Genomic DNA, 23,333 nt, shown 5'->3' with positions numbered 1-23,333 from the left:
CAGTTGGCAGAACAACCGCGAGCTGGCACAGCGGTGAGCCGAGCTGTCGAAATCGATTAATAGACGTGAGCGCTGGACACCTGACCATCACTGATGAACACGGACTTGCCGTCCTGGATGCCGGTGGCCACCCGCCCCGGCAGCCTAACCTTTGGAATCAAATTCGACATATTTCAAGCCCTTCTGCGCCAACCGCGGACGCATGTTGTTCAGGTCAAGGCTGAGTTCCCCAGCCTCGTAGCGACGGCGCTTTTCACCTTCGTCAGCCTCGCGCAGCCGCGCGATGGTCAGCACGCTCTCGGCCTGGGCATGCGGCACGACACAGACCCCATCGTCATCGGCGACTATTACGTCCCCCGGATGGATCAGAACCCCACCACAGACGACCGGAACCTGGACGTTGGCCAAGGTTTCCTTGACCGTCCCTTGCGCCGAGATCGCCTTCGACCAGACTGGAAACCCCATCTCGGTGAGAGTGGCGACATCCCGCACCCCGGCATCAATCACCAATCCCCTTACACCGCGTGCCTTGAGTGCCGCACCGAGCAAATCGCCGAAATAACCGTCCTCGCAGGGCGATGTCGGCACAACGACCAGGATGTCGCCGGGCCGGGCCTGCTCGACCGCCACGTGGATCATCCAGTTATCCCCCGGCGCGACTTCACAGGTCAGTGCGTTGCCGGCGATCTTCGCCGAGCGATAGATAGGTCGTAGGTGAGGAGCGAGCAACCCTCTGCGCCCCTGCGCCTCATGCACCGTCGCCACACCCAATTCGCAGAGACCGAGCACCACCTGCTCGTCCGTTCGCCGCACGTTCGTCACTACTATTGCCATTTCATGTTTCCTTTTTTTTGGTCACAGACGGGTGAATGGTGCGTCCCGGCTTTTAATTGGCAGCGCCCCGCGCAGTGCCCGCCGAGACGACCGCTGGATGCGCCAGGGATCGATGCTCGCAGCACCACAACAAATGACGGGGTCGGCATTCATGGCGCACCACCTATTGTGCTGTCTGGTACCAATGGTATTAAAAGACCAAATAGTATTCAAGTACCGTTCGGTATTTTTTCTTCGAGACCATTCCTTTGCGCCTCGCGACTCACCCCCTACTTGCGAAGCGCAGTACCCCACGGGACTGGCTGGGCGCTCGACAGTCAGCCGCGCTTGCTCAACGACTTCAGCGTCTGAATGAACTCGCGCAGAGGCTGGCGCTGGACCTCAAACAGCGGATTATCACGCTCACTGAGCATGACCCCGCCAAGGAGTTTCAAACCCACCGCAGTGGCAGCGGCCAAATCCGCATCGAGGCCGCTCACCTAGGGACACGTTCGGCTATCTGAGCGAGGTCGTCATGGTTGTAGTGGGTGAATACAAGCGCTGGCGCAACTTCGCTGCCATCTCCACCCTCATCCACCAATGAAGCGAGGGTAACCTGGTACCTGTGGTACTCGACTCATCACCTGCTTACTCCACGCTGGTATCGATCGATGTTGCCGTGCCGCCCCTCCGCTTCGTTAGCGCGGGCACGTCGTACGCACTCCCGTTGACAATCCCAGCCGGGATACAGATACTAATAGGTATTCAGATACCACAAAGAGCGCCAACTGACACGCGATGCGCTTTGCAGACAGGTCTTTCAGGGCACAGGCAACCCCTGCCGATACAAAACGGAGAATCTGATATGAACAGCATCGCCCACCAGTCCGAGGAACTGACCGTCGAAAACCTCTACCGCGACCCCTATCCCTGCCCAATCAGCGGCTCGACATGCAGGGCGAAGTAGTCACCAAGGGCTAGCGCTTGCGCGGTGTGATTAATCTGCCCGCGATCCGGAGCGCCTGACAGCAAAAATCAAGCGAATTGCCGACCACAGATGAAGAGACCTCCCATGATTATCGACTGCCACTGCCACTACACGACCGAACCGCAGCTGCATCACTCCTTTCGAGAAGCACAAGTCAAGTATGCCAAGGATCGGACGGGCACTCCCCCCCTCTACCCGGGCATCGGCGACGACGAGATTCTCGCGTCGATCGAAGGCAACCAGCTTCGGCTGCTGCAGCAGCGTGGCATCGACATGACGGTCTTTTCGCCGCGTGCCGCCGGCATGGGCCACCACGTCGGTGACGAGAGCATCAGTCAGGCCTGGACTCGCGCATCCAACGATCTGATCGCGCGGGTCATTGCGATGTTTCCGCAGCACTTCTTCGGCGTTTGCCAGTTGCCGCAATCGCCGGGCGTGCCCATAGCGCACTCGATCCATGAGCTGGAGCGTTGCGTCAACGAACTGGGCTTCGTCGGCTGCAACCTCAACCCCGACCCCTCGGGAGGACACTGGACCGCGCCGCCGTTGACCGACCGCGCCTGGTATCCCTTTTTTGAGAAGATGATCGAACTCGATGTGCCGGCGATGATCCACGTCTCCGGGTCCTGCAATGCCTGCTTCCACACCACCGGCGCGCACTACCTCAACGCCGACACAACGGCCTTCATGCAGTTGCTGCAGGGCAATCTGTTCAGCGACTTTCCTGAACTGCGCTTGATCATTCCGCACGGCGGCGGGGCCGTGCCCTATCACTGGGGCCGCTACCGCGGGCTGGCCGACATGCTGAGTAAGCCACCCCTGACGCGCCACCTGATGCAAAACGTGTTTTTCGACACCTGCGTCTACCATCAGCCGGGCATAGATCTGCTGTTCAAGGTGATAGACATCGACAACATCTTGTTCGGCTCGGAGATGATTGGTGCGGTGCGCGGCCTTGATCCCGAAACCGGACATTATTTCGACGACACCCGGCGCTATATCGATGCGCTCGCCATCTCGCCACAGGACAAGCATCAAGTCTTCGAAGCGAATGCGCGGCGTGTGTATCCACGGCTGGATGCGCAGCTCACATCCCGCGGGCTCTAGCATCGCCTAGGTCACGGCGGATCGAGTAGGAGGGCCGCCTTGCGGCGTCCCTTCCTGCCGTCGGCTGACGAGTCCACCTGACATCGTTCCCGCTTCGAGGTAACGACGGATCAACGTGAGCACCCGCTTGTCTTCGATTTGACGCGCCACGTAAGCCATCAGGACATCGTGGTTGACCCGATCAAAGAATTTCTCCAGATCAAGTTCCACTCACCAGCGGTGACCCGCTGCCACATGGCCGCGAGCGGTTTCGAGGGCTTGGTGAGCGCTTCTGCCCGGACGAAAGCCGTAGCTGTAATCCGAGAACAGAGGGTCGAAGATCGGCGTGAGCTGTTGCAGCAAGGCCTGCTGGATCAGGCGATCCACGACGCAGGGGATACCCAGTTGTCTTGTCCCGCCTTTGGGTTTGGGAATGTCGACGGCGCGTACACCTTGTGGGTGATACTCACCGGCCAGCAACCGAGCCTTAAGGGTCGGCCAATACTGTTTCACGTAGCCTGCCAATTCGTCGACCGTCATGCCATCGGCACCCGCGACACCCTTGCCTCTGGCTAACACTTCCCCTTGCCGGGTGTGTAGAGGACTTTCACCTCCAAGTCACCAGCGTGGCCACCACAGCCAAGCTGGTTGCGCTAACGCGCAACGCGCCATGCCTGGCGCACAAACGAAAAATGGCGCCTCGGCAGTGACCGATGCGCCATTGGAGTGTGCCTTGCCGGGCGCTCCACGCACCCGTCCGGCAGGTGATGAGGAGCGCCGCTGCAATAGCTACCAATTACGAGGAGTGTTTACCGCCCTGCGGCTGCTCACCATAGGCGTGGAGCATCGCGGTCAGGGCAAGCCTGACCAGATCGCCGGCGGTCGGCCCGGCCTTGAAGCTCGCGGCCGCGCCATAGGTCAGTTCAAAGACGATACCGCCCAGGGTTTCCGGATCTGCGGGCGCGGCGCCCTCGGGGAACATCTGCAACAGGATCTCTCCGAGTCGCTGCCATTGAGCCTGGAACAGAGTGGCGTGTCGCTCGCCGAAGGTGGCGTCGCGACGCGCACGGTGGAACAGCTCGAGCGCGAGCAGACCCCAACTGGGATCGGTCGAGCGCGTTAACGCCCAGTTGCTGATGATTTCAATCATCGCCTGCGGGTCCGTCACTTCACCGAGCAGCTCGGCAATTTCCGTCACGTCCTTCAACGAATGGGTCTCCAGCAACTCGAGGAAAATTTCTTCCTTGCTGCTGAAGTTGGAGTAAAAGGCGCCTTTGCTGAATCCGGCCTCTTCGGCGATGCGTTCAACAGACGCGTTCTCGTAGCCCTCGCGGGCAACGACCGTGCGCGCCGACTCCAGCAACTTGCCCCGGGTCAACGCACGACTTTCTTCTCTGGTTAAGCGAGACACCCGCTCCTCCTTGAATTACATATAGGGATTGCATGTCGCAGCACGAAAATTCGCGCCGGGCGACTGGCACCCGGCACATCTTAATCATTTCACCCCAGCACCGAAAGGACACAGGCCATCGCCCAGAACAGCATGAATTCCGGGCCTTGTTTTTGCCAGCGCCAGTTGAAGCCATTGAGCCTGAGCACGGCGTAGCTGGCTCCGAGGAGTACCACGACCGCCAGCGCCGCGGCGAGTTTCTCCTGGATGCCGAACACCAGTCCGATACCCGCCAGCAGTTCCAAGACGACGGTAATGATGACAAAAGCTCGCCCAGGGCGCAGGCCGACTTTAGCAAACGTCTGCGAAGCAGGGCCGATGTTCTGCAGTTTGCCGGCACAATGCGGGAGGAACCACAAACCGCATAGGATGCGCAGCACGGCAAGCGGGTAAAACGATGCAAATTCCATAGGGTCTATCCTCACTCATCACTGCGCGATGCTTGCAGCGCGCTCTGGGCCCAGGTGTCGTCAACGACGGCCTTAGCGGCGTTCTGCGCTGCGGGATCGAGCAGCCCTGCCTTGGTCATCAGCTCCAGCGTCTTGTCGAATGCAGCGACTGGAATTTCCAGCGAGCGTGCGAAGACGCTCATCTCGCGCATGTAATCGAGCGACTTGCGGGCATATCGCAAATCCGACTGGGTGATTTCCATCACCACCGGCAACACCGTTTCGTCGTTGCTGGAGTCGTAGAGCAGTGCTGTCGCTTCGATCAAAGAGAGCAAAAATGCGACCAGCTTGTCCTCATTGCCGGATAGCCACGCCTGGTCGCCAATAAGTGCGGTGAAGACGATCTCGGGAATGTAGTCACTGACCTCACCTAGGTCGCTGTAGCCGGCATCCAGCGCCACGAAGTTCAGCGGAATCAGCTGGACCGCAGCATCGATCACTCCGTCCTGAAGTGCCTGCCAGCGTGCCGGATGCACTCCTGCCACGGCGAACTCGTAGTCCTGCGGATAGGTCAGTCCGTGCTGCGAGAGCATCTCACGGGTGTAAATGGCAGTGCCCTCAGTGAGCGACGAAGTGCCAAGAACTGCACCCTTGAGGTCCTCAATGCGCTTGAAGCGTGGGTTGGCGATGAGGGTCAACGGCAGCCGGTTCACGTTGCCGGCGATAACGCGCAGCCCGCCTCCGCGGACCGCATCGGCAATGGCACCTTCCGGCGGAGTAATGGCTAAATGCGCGTCGCCCGCGAGTACCGCAGCAGTGGCCTTATCGACACTGCCCATACGCCTGAGTTCTACCTCCAGACCGTGGCGAGCAAAGATGCCCAGCTTCTGCGCCACGAAGACCGGCAGCCAGTTAAACCCCATTGCACCTCCGGCCAGGACCAAGTTGGCGGCGGCGGGACTGTTCGAGTTATTTGTCATGCGGTATCTCCTAAATGTGGAATCGGGTTAGTTGAATCAACAAGCCAACCCTCATGAGCTCATCAGGATCGACTTGCGCCGATCAGAACAAAGGCCATAGTCGTGGACCGATCACTTTTGTTGCGCCACGCATGGCGCGTGCCGCACTGCACCGCGATGTCGCCAGTGGTCAAGTGTGTTTGCACTCCATCGTCGAGTTCGAGCCAGATGTCGCCGTCGAGCACGATGTCGTAGTCAAGGGAATCTGTGGTGTGCATGCCCGGATGTTCGTGCTCAAACAATTCGGCAAGGCCCGGTAAATGCTGCATGTACTCGGAGCCAGCCGCACTGGAATCAAAGCGGGGATCCGCCATGACCGAATCGGGAGGGAACCTGACAATCAACAATGTAGTTCCGCCTGGCTGAGGAGGGATCGAAACACCTGGTGGCGCTGGCTCGTGCGCATCCTTCAACAGTTGCGGTACTGCGGCAGTAGTCCACACGACGGATGACATAAGTCCTGGTGTCGCAAGGTGGCGATGCGCGTTGGGTGCAGTGCGATCGCTCACGATCACCGACTTGCCATCGCGGATACCGGTTACGACTCGACGCGGTAGATCAGGCCTGGATTTGATGGTCAAAATAGATAACTCCTTTTTGCGCTAGACGGGGGCCAAGTGACCCTGGCCTCAGGGCACGATCACATAGTTACTGAACCCACCGTGGCGGGCACTGATGCCAGAGATAGCCTGGTTGATGTCGTCCAGGCGTGCGACTTCGTGTTCGAGGATGGACAGATCGATCGTCTTCGAGCGGATCATCTCGACCATGTCGTAGCCCTCGGTCGAGGTGAACCAGGCCGAGCCAATGAGCTTCATTGAGTTGTCCATCAGCCACTTCATATCGATAGGCAGCTTGCCAACCGTGCCACCCACGTTGACGATCGTGCCGCCGCGTGCCACGCCGTGCATGGCGTCATCGAACACCTCCAGTGAAACGGCCGCTCCCAGCGCATCCACCATGAAATGAGCGCCACGACCATCAGTGCGACTGCGGGCCCACTGAGCGATCGAGCCGTCGTCAGTGGAGAAGACCTCGATACGGTGCGGTGCCAGGGCCTTCACGCGCTCGAGCAGCGCGTGGTTGCGGCCGGTTCCAAGGATGCGGCCAACTCCCATAGCCAGCGCAAACAGCGTGATTCCCAGACCTAGGGTGCCCGAGATGCCATTGATGATCAGCGACTTTCCTGCAAGGGGCCCGCACTTGCGCAGCGCTGCGTAGCCGGTTCCCAGATACCCAAGCCGAGCCGCTTCTTCAAACGAGATGTTGTCGGCCAGCTTGACGATGGCGTGCTGTGGAGCCGCCATGTATTCACAAAAGCCACCGTGCGGATAGAGGTCGTAGATAGTTTGAGATTTGTCCTTCGAAAAACCGAAGTAGCCGTTGAACACGAAGTACTCACAGGCCACGCGGTTATCCGACAGGCATGCCGGACACGAGCCGCAAGATCGTACAGGGCTCACGTAGACACGGTCGCCCGGCTTGAGGCCGATTACTTGCGAGCCGACTTCGACAATCACACCGGCCGGGTCGAGACCAAAGACTGCCGGCAGCTCGGGCTGCGGCAAGTGCGGACACCAGGTTGGCCAGTTGGCCAGCACATTTCCCAGATTGGGCACCATGCCACAGGCCTGGACCCGTACCAGGACATCGGTGGCCTGTGGTGCAGGACGCGGCACTGTATCGATCGCCATTGGGGTACCAACCGCGTGCATGCGGGCTGCGCGCATCGTAGAAATGCTCATATGGGGTCTCCTTTATTTTTTGGGCCGAGGATCGGAAAGGTCGAAAAGAAAAATAATTGACATTCTACTCGGTATGCGGATACTACAAGGCATGTGAAGTTTGTGCAAGACGCCATTACAAGAGTTCGTACCGAACCAAACCGAAGGAGACAAACGCAATGACCGCTCCCGTCTATCTGTCCAATACATGGTATGCAGCGGCCTTTAGCAGCGAACTGAGCGCCACACCGTTGTTGCGCACGCTGCTCGGTGAGCCGGTGGCGCTGTACCGAGGTTCCTCAGGAATCGCAGTGGCCCTGCACGACCGTTGCCCCCACCGCTTTGCCCCGCTGCACAAAGGCGAGGTGTTTGGCGACGATTTGCGCTGCCCCTACCACGGACTGCGTTTCGATCCTCAGGGTGCCTGTGTGCACAACCCCATCGGCGAGGGCAAGATTCCCAAGGCGGCCTGCGCGCGCAGCTATCCGCTGGTCGAGCGCGATGGCTTCGTATGGATGTGGTGGGGTGACGAACCCGCCGATGAGTCCAAACTGCGGCGCTGGCCGGAGTTCGACAATAGCGAGCGCTACACCTGCGTTCAGGGCTACGTCCAGGTCAAAGGTGAGTACCAGCTCATTGCGGACAACCTGCTCGACCTTAGCCATGCCGAGTTCCTGCACCCCTACCTGGCCACTGAGGGCTTCAACCGGCGCACCCAATATTCTATGGAGCAGCAGGGCAACACAGTGGTGGCGCGTAACTGGCGTCCGAGTGAGCCCATCAGCGGGCTGTTTGCCTTCGCCTACGGCGACGATGCTCCGACCCATGTGGATCACCTTTCCATCGTCAAATGGGAAGCCCCCTCGACGCTGCGCCTGGAGATCGGGGTCACCCGCCCAGGCCAACCGCCCGAGGAAGGGCCTCGTTCCTACCAGGCCCACCTGATCACCCCGGAGACAGCGCACACCTGCCACTACTTCTGGAAGTGGGGGCGCGACTTCAAGCTTGAGGACCCGGAATTCTCCACGCGTCTGCAGGCCAGCCTGCAGACGGCCTTCGAGACCGAAGACGGGCCGATGATCGAAGCCCAATCCGTGCACATGGGTGGCCAACCGCAGGAGGCGCTAAAGCCCGTGCTGTTGCCCACAGATTCGGCTTCACTACGCGCACGGCGTGTGTTGCAGCAGCTCATAGACCAGCAGGTGGTGTCATGATCGAGGTATTTGTCACCCAGCGGCATAGCGAAGCCGAGGGAATCTGCAGCTTCGAGCTGACGGCCGTGGACGGGTCACCACTGCCGCCCTATGAGCCCGGGGCTCACATCGATGTGCATTTGCCCAACCGCCTGATCCGGCAGTACTCGCTGTGCCCGGGGTCGGAGCAGGTGGGCCGCTACCTGATCGCGGTGTTGCTTGAGCCGACCTCGCGAGGCGGTTCCGCGGCGGTTCACGCGCTGCAGATCGGCGATCGCCTGCACATTGGCGCCCCGCGCAACCACTTCCCGCTGGAGACCGGAGCGCTGCGCTCGGTGCTGCTGGCCGGCGGCATCGGCATCACGCCCTTGCTATCAATGACCGAGCATCTGGCGGCCAGGGGCGCGGACTTCGTTTTGCACTACGGAGCCCGCTCGGCCGCACGTATGGCGTTCGAAGAACGGCTGCACCAAGAGTCGGTGGCCCCTCATGTGCACTTCCATCTGGACGATGGCGCGCCTGAGCAAAAGCTTGTGCTGGCTGAAGCTCTGGGGGCGGTCACGCCAGGCACCCATATCTATGTCTGCGGACCCGGCGGATTCATGGATTGGGTGTTGCAGGGCGCGCGTGAGGCCGGCTGGCCCGAAGCACAGCTGCATCGCGAGTATTTTGCCGCGCCCGCCCGCGCCCAGGACCTAGACGCCGAAGACGGTGCATTCCAGATCCAGATCGGCCGTGACGGCGCCATTCACACGGTGCCGGCCGAGCGCAACGTGATCGAAGTGCTGAACGAGCACGGTATCGAAGTGCCTGTGTCTTGCGAACAGGGCGTTTGTGGCACCTGCGTCACCCGCGTGCTCAAAGGTCAGCCCGACCACCGCGACAGCTACCTCACCGAACAGGAGCGAGCGGCCAACGACTGCTTCACACCGTGCTGCTCCAGAGCGCACTCGCAGTTACTGGTGCTCGATCTCTGAGCTCCCTCCCCTTTCGTCCATCGAACCGAACCACTGGAATGATTTCATGACCCACCCATCCATCCACCCTCTCACCCCCGTCAAGTTGGCCGGAGGAGCCCTCGGTTTTAACTGGCTCCCCGTGTTCGTGGCGCGCGATCGCGGCATCTTCAAACGCTACGGCCTTGAGGTGGAACTCTGTCGCCTGGGCAGTGTGGACAAGGCAACCGCTGCGGTACGCACGGGCGAGGCCGATCTGGCCATCTCACCACCTGAAGGTGTGCTGGCCGACGCTGCCGCTGGGGGTAATCTGAGGCTGATCGCAGCCAACTGCAACTGCCTGCCGCTCACTTTGGTGGCGCGCGCGGGCATCGAGCGCATCGAGGATCTGAAGGGCTCCGTGCTCGGCACCTCTTCGCTCACCGAAGGCACAGCCATCTACACACGCGAAATGCTGGCCCAACACGGGCTGCAGTATCCGGAAGACTATTCGTTTTCCTTGGCAGGCGTGCACCAAGCGCGTTGGAAGGCACTGCAGGAGGGCAGCATTGATGCTGCGGTGCAGCCGCCACCGTTCAATTTTCTGGCCATTGACGCTGGCTACAGCGACCTCGGCGAGGTCAGCGACTACCTGCCCGAGATCGCCTTCACCGCCATGCTCGGTCGGTTGGAATGGGTGCAAGCCCACGAGGTCGCGGTGCTGGCCCTGCTGCGCGCGCTGGCCGAGGCCACCGCACTTGTCTACGACGAGACGAACGACGCGACGCTGTTGCCCATCATGATGGAGGTGACCCAGTCAGACGCGGCCTACGCGAAACGGGCGCTCAACTACATGCGTGACAAGTCGGCGTTTGCCCGCTCGCAGGAGATCCCGTCCGCCGCATTGGACAAGTCGCTGGAGCTGATGGTCAAAGCCGGGCTGCTTGACGCCGCCGCGCAGGATAGCGCCCGCCGGGGCTGGGACGGCCGCTGGGCTCAACGTGCAGCGCGGGCCATGCACACTGGGGAGACCGTGTGATGGATGCGATGAGTGTTGATCCCCTGTCCGTGCTGCGCGTGCTGTGCGGTGTCTGGTTTCTGCCCCACTGCATCGGCAAGATCCGCAACCTGGGGCCGGCCTCGCAGACCTTCGCCAAGGCCGGCTTGCATCCGGCGCGGGTCTTCGTGGTGCTAACCATCGCGGTCGAAGTGATTGCGGGTCTGGGCCTGGCATTCAACATCTACCCCAAAGTCGCCGCCTGTCTCGCCGCAGGCGTGCTCGCGGGGGCCAGCTATGCGGTGCTCAAGATCAATGGCTTCAACTGGCGCTGGCAGAAGCAAGGCCCCGAGTACATGATTTTCTGGGCCATCGCGGCCCTGCTGTCGGTGGCCGGCTAATGGCCTGTGTGGCCCAGTGTCAAGCGCTTCGACAGCAGGCGCCAATACGAAAACCCCTCGGTTTTGTTGAACCACCATAGCCGCCGATGGCGCGGCTTGGGACCAGCGACCGGCTTCGCCCAGCGATCCAGCAATGGGTTCTTGCAGTTTTTTGAACTAACACAAGCTGTCCTTTACATCAGGAAGTTGCTCATGATCAAGTCACGCGCTGCAGTAGCGTTCGCACCGAATCAACCGCTCGAGATTGTCGAAATTGACGTAGCGCCACCCAAGGCAGGAGAGGTACTGGTACGAATCGTTGCCACCGGTGTCTGCCATACCGACGCTTATACGCTCTCCGGACTAGACAGTGAGGGCGTGTTCCCCTGCATTCTCGGTCACGAAGGCGGAGGCATTGTCGAAGCGGTCGGTGAGGGCGTCACCTCGTTGCAAGTGGGTGACCACGTCATCCCCCTGTACACGGCCGAATGCGGCCAGTGCAAGTTCTGTACCTCAGGCAAGACTAACCTTTGTCAGGCAGTTCGCTCCACCCAGGGTAAGGGCTTGATGCCCGACGGAACAACGCGTTTCTCCTACAACGGGGAGCCGATCTATCACTACATGGGTTGTTCGACCTTTTCCGAGTACACCGTGCTACCGGAAATCTCCCTGGCCAAGATCCCCAAGGAGGCGCCGCTGGAAAAGGTCTGCCTGCTCGGGTGCGGGGTGACCACTGGAATCGGTGCGGTACTCAACACCGCAAAAGTCACCGAAGGCGCGACAGTCGCTATTTTCGGGTTGGGTGGCATCGGTTTAGCAGCAATTATCGGCGCCAGAATGGCTAAAGCGTCCCAGATCATCGCCATCGATATCAACCCGGCCAAGTTCGAAGTCGCTCGCGAATTGGGCGCCACCGAGTTTCTCAACCCGAACGAGTACACCACTCCCATCCAGGATGTAATCATCGAATTGACCGACGGTGGCGTCGATTATAGCTTCGAGTGCATCGGCAACGTGAAACTGATGCGCGCTGCGTTGGAGTGCTGCCACAAGGGTTGGGGCGAGTCGACCATCATCGGAGTGGCACCAGCTGGTGTAGAGATCAGCACTCGCCCCTTTCAATTGGTCACCGGTCGTGTCTGGCGCGGTAGTGCCTTCGGCGGCGTAAAGGGGCGCACCGAACTGCCTCGCTACGTGGATAAGGCGCAGAAGGGTGAAATTCCGCTCGATACATTTATCACTCACACCATGGGGCTCGACCGCATCAATGATGCATTTGATCTGATGCACGCCGGGAAGAGCATTCGGACTGTCATTCATTTCTGAATTTGCGTGCCGACGCAGTCATTGCCGACGTCGACACGTAATTATTGGGCTCATGCCCGCCACTTCTTAAATCGAGAAAATATGTCTATCTATACGCATGTTACTGTTGGCACCAATGACCTAACTCAGGCTCGCGAGTTCTATGACAAAGTGCTGGGGGAGTTGGATTACAAACGAATTGCTGATCTGGATGACAATGGTTCGATCTGGGGTTATGACTCCCCTGCATTTTTCGTCCTTAAACCCGCAGATGGTGCTCCGGCCACTGTAGGTAATGGTGTTACCGTCAGCTTCCAAGCGCCGAGTCGCACTGCGATTCATGCGTTCCACGAAGTAGCTCTGGCATTGGGGGCTAAGGACGAAGGGCAACCAGGGCCTCGTGGCTGGGCACCTAACGCCTATGCCGCTTATGTCCGAGATCTAGATGGCAATAAATTGGCTGTTTATTGCTTCCAACCAGCTTAATTGATCCAGGCAGAGACTGTTTGAGTCATTCGCTTCACTTGAAGTAATCTGAACATGGAGCCGCGCTCTTATCTATTGATGCGAGCGCAGTTCTTCTTCACAACTTTAATAACCCTTGCCTACCGTCTATTGCGGCTCCGCACCGAACCAACTGTCCAGAACCAGCTGATAATACATCTTTGTTTCCAGGGGGGGTGTCCAACTCTTATTTCTGATGCCCCTCCTTTTTTCTTAGTCTGTTACCTGTCCTGTTTGACCGAACACCTACTCAGCCGGGAGTTTGTGGCCAGTAGATTGGAGTGGAGAATAGAGTCGCTTGGTTCTGCAGCGGTCAGGTCTGCAATGAGAATTGAACTGTTTTCAGTAGAGCATGAACTGTGAAAAGCCACATACGCCTCTGCGGCTTAGGTGCCTTTTCACATATAGCAAGTGCGGCGAAGTCGCACGCAGCACCACGACGCAGCACTCAGCGTGCAGCACCGCACCCATTGCGCGAGCGTTCGTGCCGACGCCAGTGACCTTTCCTGTCCTATGACGGCGTTCAAAGAAATTCCTTTCGGATGTCGATACTCGACCGTTCGCCAATACTCGGGTAGTTCTCCGTGAGCCACACTTCGGCCTCGCGTCGTCCGTTGTCGCGCATTCCGCGAAGGAAGTCCCAGTCCGCGTTGTACTTGCTGGACACGCTGAGCGCGCACATCGCCTCGTCGGCCCGAATGGAGTGGATCAGCATCTCCTTCATCTCGTCGCGATCGACCTTGCCTTGCTGGATGAGGTCGGTGACAAAGGCGATGGTGCGCATCTCACGCATCAGCGACGAGTTGAAGCTGATTTCACTGATGCGATTGAGGATGTCGGCAGTTGTAATGGGTACGCCGGGACGGACGAGCGGGTTGATGTGGACGATCACCACATCGCGCGTATGGCAGTGGTAGATCAATGGGAAAATGGCCGGGTTTCCCATATAGCCGCCATCCCAGTAGTTCTGCCCGTCTATCGTGATCGCCTGAAACAATGTCGGCACACAGGCCGAAGCTAGCACCGCTTCGGGGCAGACATCCTCGCCCGAGAAAATGCGTATCTTCCCCGTCTCGACATTGGTCGCGCACAGATAGAGGAGGAACGGGCATTGCTTTCGCAATGCGGAGAAATCGACCTGCCTCTCCAGCACCTCCCGCAGCGGACTCAAGTTGCGGCGGTTGAACTGGTAAGGTGAGAAGATACGAAGCGCCATGTCCGCGAACGTATACATGGGTGAATAGTCCAGCCCGAAGCTGTGCGTCCCTTTCAGCCATGGCATCCAGCGCAACGGGTTATGACGCTCGGCGGATTGCGCCACGGCGTACCAGAAATCGTGCAGTGCCTGGCGCGCGCCGGCTTCGCCACCTTGTAGCATACCGTAGGCCAGCACGACGGCATTCATCGCACCGGCACTGGTTGCGCTCACCCCTTCAATGGCAAGCCTGCCATCCTCGAGCAACCGATCGAGCACGCCCCAAGTGAACGCACCATGCATCCCGCCGCCTTGCAGAGCCAGCGCGATCGGCTTACGTTCGTCACTGCCCCGACGCTCTCCGTTCTTCATGCCCATTCTTGGTCTCCTCGTCGGTGCTGAGCGGTGCTTTGCCCCGTCACCCGCTTGCCGACCACACGCCGATGCTCCATTCAGCGCCATGCATCATCGATCGTTCACCCCCCGCTTGGTGCCCATGCATCGAGCAGCGCCTTGGCTTGTAGCAAATCAACGCTGTCGAAGCCTTCAGTGAAAAAACTATAGATGTCGGCCAGCATTTGCCTGGCCGCCTCCTTGTCTCGTGTTTCCCATAGCTGAGCAAGGCTCATTGTGGCTCGTAGCTCGAGTGACTTTGCCCCTTGTTGTCGAGCGACCGAGATCGCCTTTTGAAAGCATGCTTGCGCTTCCTGCTGCACGGAAGAATCCTGTCTGTCTTCGCCCGGACATTGGAGGGTAAGAGTTCCCTTGAGACGGTACAGTTCTGCTTCGTAAAAGTGTTCGCCTGTTCTGTTCACCATAGCCAGAGCGTCGGTCACGGCATCCAATCCTGCCTGCGGTTGCCCGACACGCCCGTGAACTGCGGCCAGCAGGGCCAGAAAATAAGAGCATCCAAGCTCTGCTCCGGTTGCTTGGTAAGTGGCGATACCCTTGGTTATCTGCGCGATTCCCTGCTCAATGTTTCCCTGCTCGGCGCGAGCCCAACCTTGGATAACAGTCCCCCACGCCAAATAAAACGGAAACCCTCGTTCGAGTGAAAGTTTGATGACGGCATCAGCATACTCTTCGGCGAGTCGTACATCTTGTCGAAACTGTCTCAGTATCGACGTAGCAGACAGGGTGAAGACCAGGTTGAACGGATGGGAAATCTTCTTGGCCACCGCAAGGCTATCCCGGCTGCGCGTACTTGCCTGATCGGGGAAACCCAAGTACCAAAGGCTCAAGGCCGAAAATGTCAGGGCGTAGCCCGGATCCATGCCGTACGTAATGGCATGTGTACGATGACGGTCCGGGTTGTAGAGGACACGCGCCCGCTCCTGGTGTTCATGGGCATTGCGCAGATCACCCTGGAAAAACAATGTCGCCCCGAGTGCACCATGGGCTTCCACGAGCAAGTCCGGATCCTGCGCAGTTTGCGCAACACTGAGCAATCGTTCAGCCAGGTCGCATGCAGTTGAGTACTCCGCACGCAACGAGTAATAAGTCCGCAGCCCCTGCAGCGCTGGGAAAAGCGCTGAGTCGTCGCCTACTTGCGCGCATAGCGCCAGTGCGCGGGTGTAGGTGGCCGCCACCTCGGGCGCACCATAGCCTCGCCCGGCCATCAAGGCCGGTCCCAGGGAGAGCAGCAACGTCAGTTCCTGATGAACACGCGCAGGCGTGTCTGGCAATTGCTCGAGCATTTCCAGCGCCGTGCCAAGGTGACGCATTGCATCGAGATGGGCGGAATGCTGGAGGGCCTGTTGCCCGGTACACTGCAGGTATTCCACAGCCTTCGGGACATTGCCGCTCAGCCTGTAGTGGTGCGCCAGTTCGCTGCAGTAATCCGCGATGCGGGTGGGGAACATTGCCTCGATGGCCTGCGCCGTGCGTTCGTGCAGTGCGCTACGCCGCTCCATGAGTAGCGAATGGCCCGCGACCTCCTGGGTCAGCGCATGCTTGAACGAATACTCCACCTCCGGAAATGCGGGCCGCTGGTAAATGAACTCCGCGGCCTCCAGTCGGGCCAGCAGATTGTGCAAATCGTCGTCCATCCGAGCGACCCGTCCATCACAGATGCGCTGGATCAGACTGAACGCAAACTCCTTGCCGATGACGGAGAGCGTCTGCAGCAATTCCTTCTCCGCAACGGGAAGCCGGTCGATACGGGCGGCGAGCACACCCTGCACGGTGGTGGGAATATGCAGCGCAGCCGGAGTTTGCTGGATCCGGTAACGGCCGGGTTCGCCGAGCAGCGATTTCTCCTCGACCAGCGTTTGGACCACTTCCTCCATGAAGAAAGGGTTGCCCTCCGTCTTCTCCAGGATGAGCTGTTTGAGGGGAACGAGGGTGGGATCGTCCCCAAGCAGGGCCGCGAGCAGACCCTGAGCTTCGGTCGGGCCCAGCGGTTCGAGCCGCAGCTGGCTGCAATGACCCGCGCGCGTCCACACAGTCTGATACTCAGGCCGGTAGTTCACGAGGAGCAGGATCGGGGCGCTCGCCACGCGGTCGATGAGGCGCGCGAGGAATGCTTCGGTCTCGCGGTCCAGCCATTGCAGGTCCTCGAACAGCAGTTCGATCGGCTGATCGCGACTCTCGCGCACCAGAAGTTGCGTAATCGCGTCGAAGATTCGGTCGTGCCGGATCTGAGGATCCATTTCCGCGAGCGCCGAACTGCGTTCGCCGATAACCAGCAGGTAGAGCAGGTAGGGCACGAGCTCCTCGAAGCCACGCTCGAGCGTCAGGGCCTTGCCCATGACCTTTTCCCGGCACCGCCGCTCGTCGTCCAGAGCAGTGATCTGAAAGTAGTTGTTCAGAAGCTCGATCAGCGGAAAATAGGCAAAGGCCTTGCCGTGCGACACCGAGAACGTCTCCAGCACCAGGCAGCCGCGCCGCGAGCGTTCCTTGAACTCATGGAACAGCCGCGACTTCCCGACCCCGGCCTCGCCTGCCACCGCGACGACCTGCCCGTGGCCCGCTTTGGCCTGATCGAGCGCCTGATGCAGGTGGTCCAGCTCGACCTGGCGGCCGACGAACCTGGCCAGCCCGCGATGTGCGGCCAGTTGCAGGCGCGTGCGCAGCGCGCCGATGCCTTGCACCTCGTACACGACGAGCGGTTCGGGGATGCCTTTGACCTGGGTGGCTCCCAGAGTCCTGAACTCGAAATAACCCTCCGCCAGCTTGTGGGTGGACTCGCTCACCAGGATCGACGATGGCGCGGCGATTCCCTCCATCCGGGACGCAATATGGATCGTGTGCCCGACCGGGTCGTAATCAGTGTGCAAATTGTCCGTGCGGATCGAACGCACGACGACCTCTCCGGTGTGGATGCCGACGCGGATTTGCAGCGGAATGCCTTTCTCCAGACGAATGCGGTCGCCATGTTGGTGTATCGCCTGCTGCATGCGCAGTGCCGCATACAAAGCCCGCTGCGGATGGTCTTCATGGGCGATGGGGGCGCCAAATAGCGCGAGGATGCCATCGCCCATCGTCTTGGCCACGTAGCCTTCGTAGTAGTGGACGGCTTCCATCATCAGCGCGACGACAGGCTCGATCAGGCGCTGGGCCTCTTCCGGATCGAGGTCATGGATCAGCGCCGTGGAGCCGGCCATGTCGGCAAACAGCGCCGTGACGATCTTGCGTTCGCCGGCGGTCTCGCCCCGGGCTTCCATGGCTGCCTGTTCGGCGCGAATGCGTTCGGCAAGGTGGTGGGGCGTGTAATGAATGGGCGCTGGAGAAGGCCCTGAAACAGGCCGGGGGCGTGGTGATGGCGCAGCAGGCGCATCGGTCAACGGCGCGCCGCATTCACTGCAGAACTTGTCGGAAAGGCCCGCCTCATGGCCACAGCGCGTACAGCTGCGAGCCAGCTTGGCGCTGCACGCTTCACAGAAGCTGGCCTCGGAGGGATTCTCGAATCCGCAGTTTGCGCAGCGCATACGATTTCTTCCCTTTTACACGCGTTCAAGAAGACCACTCAAAACACGGAAAAACGTGACATCGACCTGGCGAAATACAGGCTGAAGTCGTTGGTCCGGCAGGATATCAGCCCCCTTCTTCAAATGATGAAAGGGGGCTGTCCAAACCGCTGGACAGCCTTTTAACCCTCCATTAAAGATAGTTTGTATCGTTGTATCGAGAAGTAAAATTCGCTTGCAGATAAAGGCCTGTGATGCCTTTTCTCTGAGAAGCAGTGAGATAGGGTGAAGCTATCGTCTGTTTGTAGCCCTTCGCCTGCACGCGATGAGATAGAAAGACCTACATTGAGTTTGTAAACCACCATACGGAACTCCAGTAATGGCCTGACCAGGCATCGGCAGGAGAAAATCTTCGGTCGTGCCGGCCTGGCCATACCACGTTCGACGCTGGCGCAAGGGGTCGGTGTCTGCGGCGTACAGCTGCAACCGCTGGTCGATGCCTTGCGCGACGTCGTGCTCCAACACAACGTGGTACATGCCGACGAAGCGCCGGTACAGATGCTCTCGCCGGGTGCAAAGAAAACCCACCGGGTGTATGTCTGGGCCTATGCCACGACACCGTTTGCTGAGTTGAGCGCCGTCGTTTACGACTTTACGCCCAGCCGCGCGGGTGAGCACCGACAGCACCGTTCGCCAGGCATGATCACCGGACGCTTACGGATGTCCGTCATCGAATACGGCAGGAAAAAGCAGTCCCCATCATCGATGCGCTACGCACCTGGATGATTGCCCAGAGACAGCTTTGCACGATGGCTCGGCGATAAGCAAAGCTCTGGATTACAGCCTCAAACGCTGGACGGCGCTGTCGCGCTATCTCGATAACGGGGCCGTACCCATTGACAATAATTGGTGCGAGGTGCGACACGAAGTCGCTTACAGAAGTTGTTCCCCTTGGAGGGAATCACCCGTGTCACCGGGTGAATCTAGGAGGCTGAATCAAGAGCGTCTTCGACAATGTGACGAGGCACCGCAAGGTGCGGGGTACTAATCGTGAGAGGCGTACTCTTCTGGCAGCCATGGCCGGACAAGGGCTAGATAGTCGGTATGGTGAACACATGTGAACCTGCGTAAAGATCGTTAAATTGAACGAGCGGAAATGGCTTATACGCTCGAACCAAAAGGTAGCGGAGGTGGGAACAGCGTTTTTCTGCACGCGCGTTCGTGGCCCATACGTCTCCCGGTCGATAGCAGGCACCTAACCCGGCGTACTTCAGTAAGCGGAACGTGGAAATCCCCTATCGCTCCCGTGAGGGAAAGCCGTTTGCAAAAACGGCCCATGGCGGTGCGGGCGAAGGAACGAGGAAAAAGCGAACGCCATCCTGTAATGGGCTGGATAGAAGTTGAAACATCACTTCAAGCGAAAGCGGGCAGACGTCCTCATGGTCTCTCTTCACAAGAGAGTAGGTAGAACCCTTTCAACGGAAGGAGAGCAAATGAACGCAGCAACACTGGCGTGTGCACCTTCCGGCACGGCGTGGGACGGCATCAACTGGGCCGATGTCCAACGTCGAGTAAGAGGGCTGCAAGCGCGTATTGTGAAGGCTGTGCAAGACGGCAGGCATAACAAGGCGAAAGCCCTGCAATGGTTGCTGACTCACTCGTTCAGCGGCAAAGCAATGGCCGTTAAACGGGTGTCTGAAAATAAAGGCAAAAACACCCACTGCGTGGACAAGGTCACTTGGAATACTTCAAGGGCCAAGAGCCACGCGATAGCGTCGCTGAAGAGGCGAGGCTACTCGCCGCTTCCACTTCGGAGAGTCCTTATTCCGAAGAAAAACGGCAAGACGAGGCCTCTCGGAATTCCCGCGATGAAATGCCGGGCCATGCAGGCGTTGCATCTGCGGGCTCTGGAACCCATCGCAGAGACCACCGCCGATCCGAACTCTTATGGGTTCAGGCCGGAACGCTCAACTGCGGATGCCGCAGCCCAATGCTTTGGTGTGCTGTCACGAAAAGCAAACGCAGAGTGGTTTTTAGAGGGCGACATTCAAGGCTGTTTCGACAATAGCAGCCATGACTGGTTGATCGCCAACATCTCTATGGATACGGCGATTTTGCAGAAATGGCTCAAGGCGGGTTACGTCTACCAGAACGAACTATTCCCCAGCCACGCCGGAACTCCGCAAGGAGGCATCATTTCCCCGGTGCTGGCCAACATGACACTGGATGTGTTGGCGCTGATGCGATTTTGACCCAAGCTGCCGGAACTGATTGACCCGCCTGAATGCCCAACAGATGATCGCCCTGCATGGGATCTCCGAGACTGCCTATGGGGCAGCCGAAATCAGCAGCCTGAGTCAAAACCGCATCAGCGCCTACAATCCAATGGCTCCGTTCGGGGGGTATAAGCGATCTGGTAACGGTCGTGAATACGGCGTGTACGGCTTTGAAGAGTACCTCGAAACCAAAGCAATCATTGGATTTGACGGATAGCTAGAATCTCCTCCGCGGACATATAGCCCGTTTCAGGGGCGACGAAGGCAATTCGTCGCTGCCTGGATGTAGGGTTGATCAGCGAAAAATCGCCATGGACGTCTGTATTTTCAAAGTGGGGCAGAATCAAGTTTCGTCCTCCTCTGAAAACAAAGCAGGCGTCCAACGCGATTTCACAATCACAATTCAGCAGGCAAAACATAAAAAAAGAGGAGCACCGGAAGTAAGAGTTGGATGCCCCTCCGAAAAAATGTTTTATCAGCCGTCCTAACCACTATTCAAATTGCTCAGTCCAGCGACTCTCGAGTACTCACACTATCTACTAAGCGCTGAATCCCCAGCGGATTCGCGTCCTGCAATGCCTCGGGCAACAACGCATCCGGGTAATTCTGGAAGCACACCGGCCGCAGGAAGCGATCAATCGCCAGGGTACCAACCGAGGTCCCCCGGGAGTCGGATGTCGCCGGATACGGCCCGCCATGCACCATGGCCTCGCAAACTTCGACCCCGGTCGGATAGCCATTGAGCAAGATTCGCCCGACCTTCTCTTGCAGCAACTCCGCCAGCCAGCGGTACTCCAGCAATTCATCCGCCTCGCCAATCAGCGTCGCCGTCAGTTGCCCGCGCAGCCCCTGCAACGCCGCCGCCAACTGCGCCCGGTCCTCGACCTCGATGACGATGGTGGTTGGCCCGAACACTTCCTCCTGCAGCAACTCATCACCCTTGAGCAACAGGCTGACATCGGCCTTGAACACCTGTGGCTGCGCCTGATTGCCCTGTTGCGGACGGCCCGCCAGATGGCTCAGGCCCGGATGCTCGTGCAGTTCGCCAAGGCCTCGGCTGTAGCTGGCCAGCGCACTGGCGTTGAGCATGGTTTGCGCCGGTTGCTGGTTCATGTGGGCGCAGAATGTCTCAAGAAAAGCGCTGAACTGCGGCGAGCGCACAGCGACGACCAAGCCCGGATTGGTGCAGAACTGCCCACAACCCAGCGTCACCGATGCGGCCAATTGCGCAGCAATCTGCTCACCACGCACCGCGAGCGCTTCGGGCAGCAGGAACACCGGGTTGATGCTCGACATCTCGGCAAACACCGGGATCGGCTGCGGCCGGGTCGCGGCCATGTGGCTCAGGGCATTGCCGCCCTTGAGTGAACCGGTGAAGCCCACGGCCTGAATCGCCGGGTGCTTGACCAGCCATTCACCGACGCCACCGCCATAAATCATGTTGAACACGCCGGCCGGCATCTCGGTACGCTCGGCGGCGCGAATGATTGCGTCCGCGACCCACTCGGCCGTCGCCATATGCCCGCTGTGGGCCTTGAACACCACCGGGCAACCGGCGGCCAGCGCTGAAGCGGTATCGCCACCGGCGGTTGAAAACGCCAACGGAAAGTTACTGGCGCCGAACACGGCGACGGGTCCTAACGCGATGCGGTACTGACGCAGGTCCGGACGTGGCAACGGCTGGCGATCCGGCAGCGCCCGATCGATACGCGCACCGTAGAAATCGCCGCGCCGCAGGACCTTGGCGAACAAACGCATCTGCCCGCTGGTGCGTGCACGCTCGCCCTGGATGCGCCCGGCCGGCAGTGCGGTTTCGCGGCACACGGTGGCGACGAAGTCATCGCTCAAAGCATCGATTTCATCGGCAATGGCGTCGAGGAATGTCGCACGTTTTTCCGCGCTCAGGTTGCGGTAGATCGGGTATGCGGCAGCTGCGGCACTGGCGGCGGCATCCACTTCGGCTTCAGTCGCCTGGAAGAAGGTGCCAGGCAACGGCTCACCGGTGGTCGCGTCGAGGCTTTGCAGTTGCAACTTACCTTCGGCGCTACGGCGACTATCGATGTAGTTGTGTCCAAGTAGCGAAGTCATGAGTGATTCCTTGACCGGCCGACAGTGCCGGTAATTAAAGACTTAAAGCGCACGCACCTGACCGGTGGCCAATGGCGGGGCACTTTCGCCGATACCGTTTTCCAACGGCGCGCCGAACTCATCGAGGCTGATCTGGAAACGATCGCCCGGTTGGGTTTTCACGCCGTCGGCAAACGACAGCGTGGCGGTGCCGAAGTAATGCACATGAACATCTCCGGGCCGCAAAAACTGCGTGTACTTGAAGTGATGGAATTCGAGGTTGGCGAGGCTGTGGCACATGTTGTCTTCGCCGCTGAGAAACTCTTTTTCCCAGATCGTTTCGCCGTTGCGCTTGATGCGGCTGGTGCCCGCCAGATGCCTAGGCAATTCACCAACACGCAGTTCCGGACCATAGGCGCAGAAGCGCAGTTTCGAATGGGCGAGGTACAAATAATTGCGCCGCTCCATCACATGATCGGAGAACTCGTTGCCCAAGGCATAACCGACGCGATACGGCTGACCGTCGTCGCCGATTACATAGAGGCCGGTGAGCTCCGGTTCTTCACCGGCGTCTTCGGCAAACGGCGGCACCGGAAAGTCTGCGCCGGGGCGCACAACGATGCTGCCGTCACCCTTGTAGAACCATTCCGGCTGCGCGCCGACCTGGCCGGCCGCTGGCTTGCCGCCCTCCAGGCCCCACTTGAAGATGCGCATGGTGTCGGTCATGCCGGCTTCAACTGCGCCGTCCTGCTGGTGCATTTTGTCCCGCGCAGAAGCGCTGCCCAAATGGGTCAGGCCGGTGCCGCTGATCAGGCAGTGGGCCGGGTCTTCGTGGTCCAGCGGCGGCAGGACATTGCCCTGCTGCAACAATTGCGCGTAATCCGGGCCTGGCTCGGTGCCACGCTGAGCGACTTCTTCTTGCAGGCTGCGCTGGGCGCGGATCGCTGCGAGCGCCAGTTCACGGGTACTGCGGGTGCCTTTCAGCACTTGGACCTGTGATCCGTCGACGAGGCCGACCTGGCGTTCACCGGCAGTGTTTTCATATTGAATCAGGCGCATGTCGGCCTCCAGAAAGTCGTGGAAGGCGCCGTACGTTTACGGCGC

The 23,333-nt window shown here is 59.5% G+C and carries 20 protein-coding genes and 3 pseudogenes; 11 read left to right on the top strand and 12 right to left on the bottom strand.

The window, feature by feature from the left end; all coding sequences use genetic code 11:
• Positions 1 to 144 precede the first annotated feature (144 nt).
• Positions 145 to 834: a 4-carboxy-4-hydroxy-2-oxoadipate aldolase/oxaloacetate decarboxylase gene (locus BSF44_RS18145; protein WP_095944672.1), complete on the bottom strand. Its 690-nt coding sequence runs from the start codon at positions 832 to 834 to the stop codon at positions 145 to 147.
• A gap of 317 nt (positions 835 to 1,151) precedes the next feature.
• Entirely contained in the window at positions 1,152 to 1,313 is a 162-nt protein-coding gene (locus BSF44_RS18140) for a DUF3861 family protein (protein WP_095944671.1), read from the bottom strand.
• 572 nt (positions 1,314 to 1,885) lie between these two features.
• Here BSF44_RS18140 and BSF44_RS18135 point away from each other — a divergent pair.
• The gene (locus BSF44_RS18135; protein WP_095944670.1) at positions 1,886 to 2,908 is read left to right on the top strand and encodes an amidohydrolase family protein; all 1,023 of its coding nucleotides are present in this window, start codon (positions 1,886 to 1,888) and stop codon (positions 2,906 to 2,908) included.
• A gap of 30 nt (positions 2,909 to 2,938) precedes the next feature.
• On the opposite strand, the pseudogene BSF44_RS18130 reads toward BSF44_RS18135, so the two are convergent.
• From BSF44_RS18130 to BSF44_RS18105, 6 genes and pseudogenes are all read right to left on the bottom strand, one after another.
• Positions 2,939 to 3,451, bottom strand: a pseudogene (locus tag BSF44_RS18130) (reverse transcriptase domain-containing protein); the annotation flags it as partial.
• 232 nt (positions 3,452 to 3,683) lie between these two features.
• On the bottom strand, positions 3,684 to 4,298 hold the full coding sequence (locus BSF44_RS18125; RefSeq protein ID WP_095944669.1) for a TetR/AcrR family transcriptional regulator: 615 nt from the start codon (positions 4,296 to 4,298) through the stop codon (positions 3,684 to 3,686).
• An 89-nt stretch (positions 4,299 to 4,387) separates the two neighbouring features.
• A complete protein-coding gene (locus tag BSF44_RS18120; RefSeq protein ID WP_095944668.1) occupies positions 4,388 to 4,747 on the bottom strand; it encodes a DoxX family protein in 360 nt (119 codons plus the stop codon).
• Positions 4,748 to 4,758: 11 nt separating this feature from the next.
• Complete coding sequence (locus BSF44_RS18115; protein ID WP_095944667.1) at positions 4,759 to 5,706, bottom strand: ABC transporter substrate-binding protein; 948 nt, start codon at positions 5,704 to 5,706, stop codon at positions 4,759 to 4,761.
• 62 nt (positions 5,707 to 5,768) lie between these two features.
• The gene (locus tag BSF44_RS18110; RefSeq protein WP_095944666.1) at positions 5,769 to 6,326 is read right to left on the bottom strand and encodes a cupin domain-containing protein; all 558 of its coding nucleotides are present in this window, start codon (positions 6,324 to 6,326) and stop codon (positions 5,769 to 5,771) included.
• A 48-nt stretch (positions 6,327 to 6,374) separates the two neighbouring features.
• Entirely contained in the window at positions 6,375 to 7,490 is a 1,116-nt protein-coding gene (locus BSF44_RS18105; protein WP_095944665.1) for an alcohol dehydrogenase catalytic domain-containing protein, read from the bottom strand.
• Positions 7,491 to 7,648: 158 nt separating this feature from the next.
• Here BSF44_RS18105 and BSF44_RS18100 point away from each other — a divergent pair, with 158 nt between their 5' ends.
• The 6 genes from BSF44_RS18100 (at position 7,649) to BSF44_RS18075 (ending at position 12,765) form a co-directional block, all read left to right on the top strand.
• Positions 7,649 to 8,683: an aromatic ring-hydroxylating dioxygenase subunit alpha gene (locus BSF44_RS18100; RefSeq protein ID WP_095944664.1), complete on the top strand. Its 1,035-nt coding sequence runs from the start codon at positions 7,649 to 7,651 to the stop codon at positions 8,681 to 8,683.
• Positions 8,680 to 9,639, top strand: coding sequence for a PDR/VanB family oxidoreductase (locus BSF44_RS18095; RefSeq protein ID WP_095944663.1), 960 nt, complete (start codon positions 8,680 to 8,682; stop codon positions 9,637 to 9,639). The genes BSF44_RS18100 and BSF44_RS18095 overlap by 4 nt, the downstream gene beginning before the upstream one ends.
• Positions 9,640 to 9,685: 46 nt before the next feature.
• Positions 9,686 to 10,636 carry an ABC transporter substrate-binding protein gene (locus BSF44_RS18090; RefSeq protein WP_095944662.1) on the top strand — a complete coding sequence of 317 codons (951 nt, stop codon included), beginning with the start codon at positions 9,686 to 9,688 and terminating at the stop codon, positions 10,634 to 10,636.
• On the top strand, positions 10,636 to 10,995 hold the full coding sequence (locus BSF44_RS18085) for a DoxX family protein (RefSeq protein ID WP_095944661.1): 360 nt from the start codon (positions 10,636 to 10,638) through the stop codon (positions 10,993 to 10,995). The genes BSF44_RS18090 and BSF44_RS18085 overlap by 1 nt, the downstream gene beginning before the upstream one ends.
• A gap of 192 nt (positions 10,996 to 11,187) precedes the next feature.
• Entirely contained in the window at positions 11,188 to 12,300 is a 1,113-nt protein-coding gene (locus tag BSF44_RS18080) for an S-(hydroxymethyl)glutathione dehydrogenase/class III alcohol dehydrogenase (RefSeq protein ID WP_095944660.1), read from the top strand.
• A gap of 81 nt (positions 12,301 to 12,381) precedes the next feature.
• Entirely contained in the window at positions 12,382 to 12,765 is a 384-nt protein-coding gene (locus BSF44_RS18075) for a VOC family protein (RefSeq protein ID WP_095944659.1), read from the top strand.
• Positions 12,766 to 13,306: 541 nt separating this feature from the next.
• Here BSF44_RS18075 and BSF44_RS18070 read toward each other — a convergent pair.
• Both BSF44_RS18070 and BSF44_RS18065 read right to left on the bottom strand, forming a co-directional pair.
• Positions 13,307 to 14,356: a patatin-like phospholipase family protein gene (locus BSF44_RS18070; RefSeq protein ID WP_095944658.1), complete on the bottom strand. Its 1,050-nt coding sequence runs from the start codon at positions 14,354 to 14,356 to the stop codon at positions 13,307 to 13,309.
• Between the two features lie 98 nt (positions 14,357 to 14,454).
• A complete protein-coding gene (locus tag BSF44_RS18065) occupies positions 14,455 to 17,907 on the bottom strand; it encodes an adenylate/guanylate cyclase domain-containing protein (protein ID WP_095944657.1) in 3,453 nt (1,150 codons plus the stop codon).
• Here BSF44_RS18065 and BSF44_RS31140 point away from each other — a divergent pair.
• From BSF44_RS31140 to BSF44_RS30755, 4 genes and pseudogenes are all read left to right on the top strand, one after another.
• Positions 17,809 to 18,072, top strand: a complete 264-nt coding sequence (locus BSF44_RS31140; RefSeq protein ID WP_371918279.1) for a type II toxin-antitoxin system RelE/ParE family toxin — start codon at positions 17,809 to 17,811, stop codon at positions 18,070 to 18,072. The two genes, BSF44_RS18065 and BSF44_RS31140, sit on opposite strands and share 99 nt — an antisense overlap.
• Before the next feature lie 198 nt (positions 18,073 to 18,270).
• Positions 18,271 to 18,802 (top strand): annotated as a pseudogene (locus BSF44_RS18060) (IS66 family transposase); the annotation flags it as partial.
• 577 nt (positions 18,803 to 19,379) lie between these two features.
• Positions 19,380 to 20,120: pseudogene (locus BSF44_RS18055) on the top strand (reverse transcriptase N-terminal domain-containing protein); the annotation flags it as partial.
• Positions 20,121 to 20,181: 61 nt separating this feature from the next.
• Entirely contained in the window at positions 20,182 to 20,379 is a 198-nt protein-coding gene (locus BSF44_RS30755; RefSeq protein ID WP_256589107.1) for an aldehyde dehydrogenase family protein, read from the top strand.
• Positions 20,380 to 20,666: 287 nt separating this feature from the next.
• On the opposite strand, the gene BSF44_RS18045 is transcribed toward BSF44_RS30755, so the two are convergent.
• Complete coding sequence (locus BSF44_RS18045) at positions 20,667 to 22,250, bottom strand: aldehyde dehydrogenase (NADP(+)) (RefSeq protein WP_095944655.1); 1,584 nt, start codon at positions 22,248 to 22,250, stop codon at positions 20,667 to 20,669.
• A gap of 42 nt (positions 22,251 to 22,292) precedes the next feature.
• Positions 22,293 to 23,288 carry an AraD1 family protein gene (gene araD1, locus BSF44_RS18040; protein WP_095944654.1) on the bottom strand — a complete coding sequence of 332 codons (996 nt, stop codon included), beginning with the start codon at positions 23,286 to 23,288 and terminating at the stop codon, positions 22,293 to 22,295.
• Between the last annotated feature and the right edge of the window lie 45 nt (positions 23,289 to 23,333).

It is taken from the genome of Pseudomonas sp. ACN8 (genome assembly GCF_002303925.1).
Classification (GTDB): Bacteria; Pseudomonadota; Gammaproteobacteria; order Pseudomonadales; family Pseudomonadaceae; genus Aquipseudomonas.
This window is presented reverse-complemented; position numbering and strand designations above follow the sequence as displayed.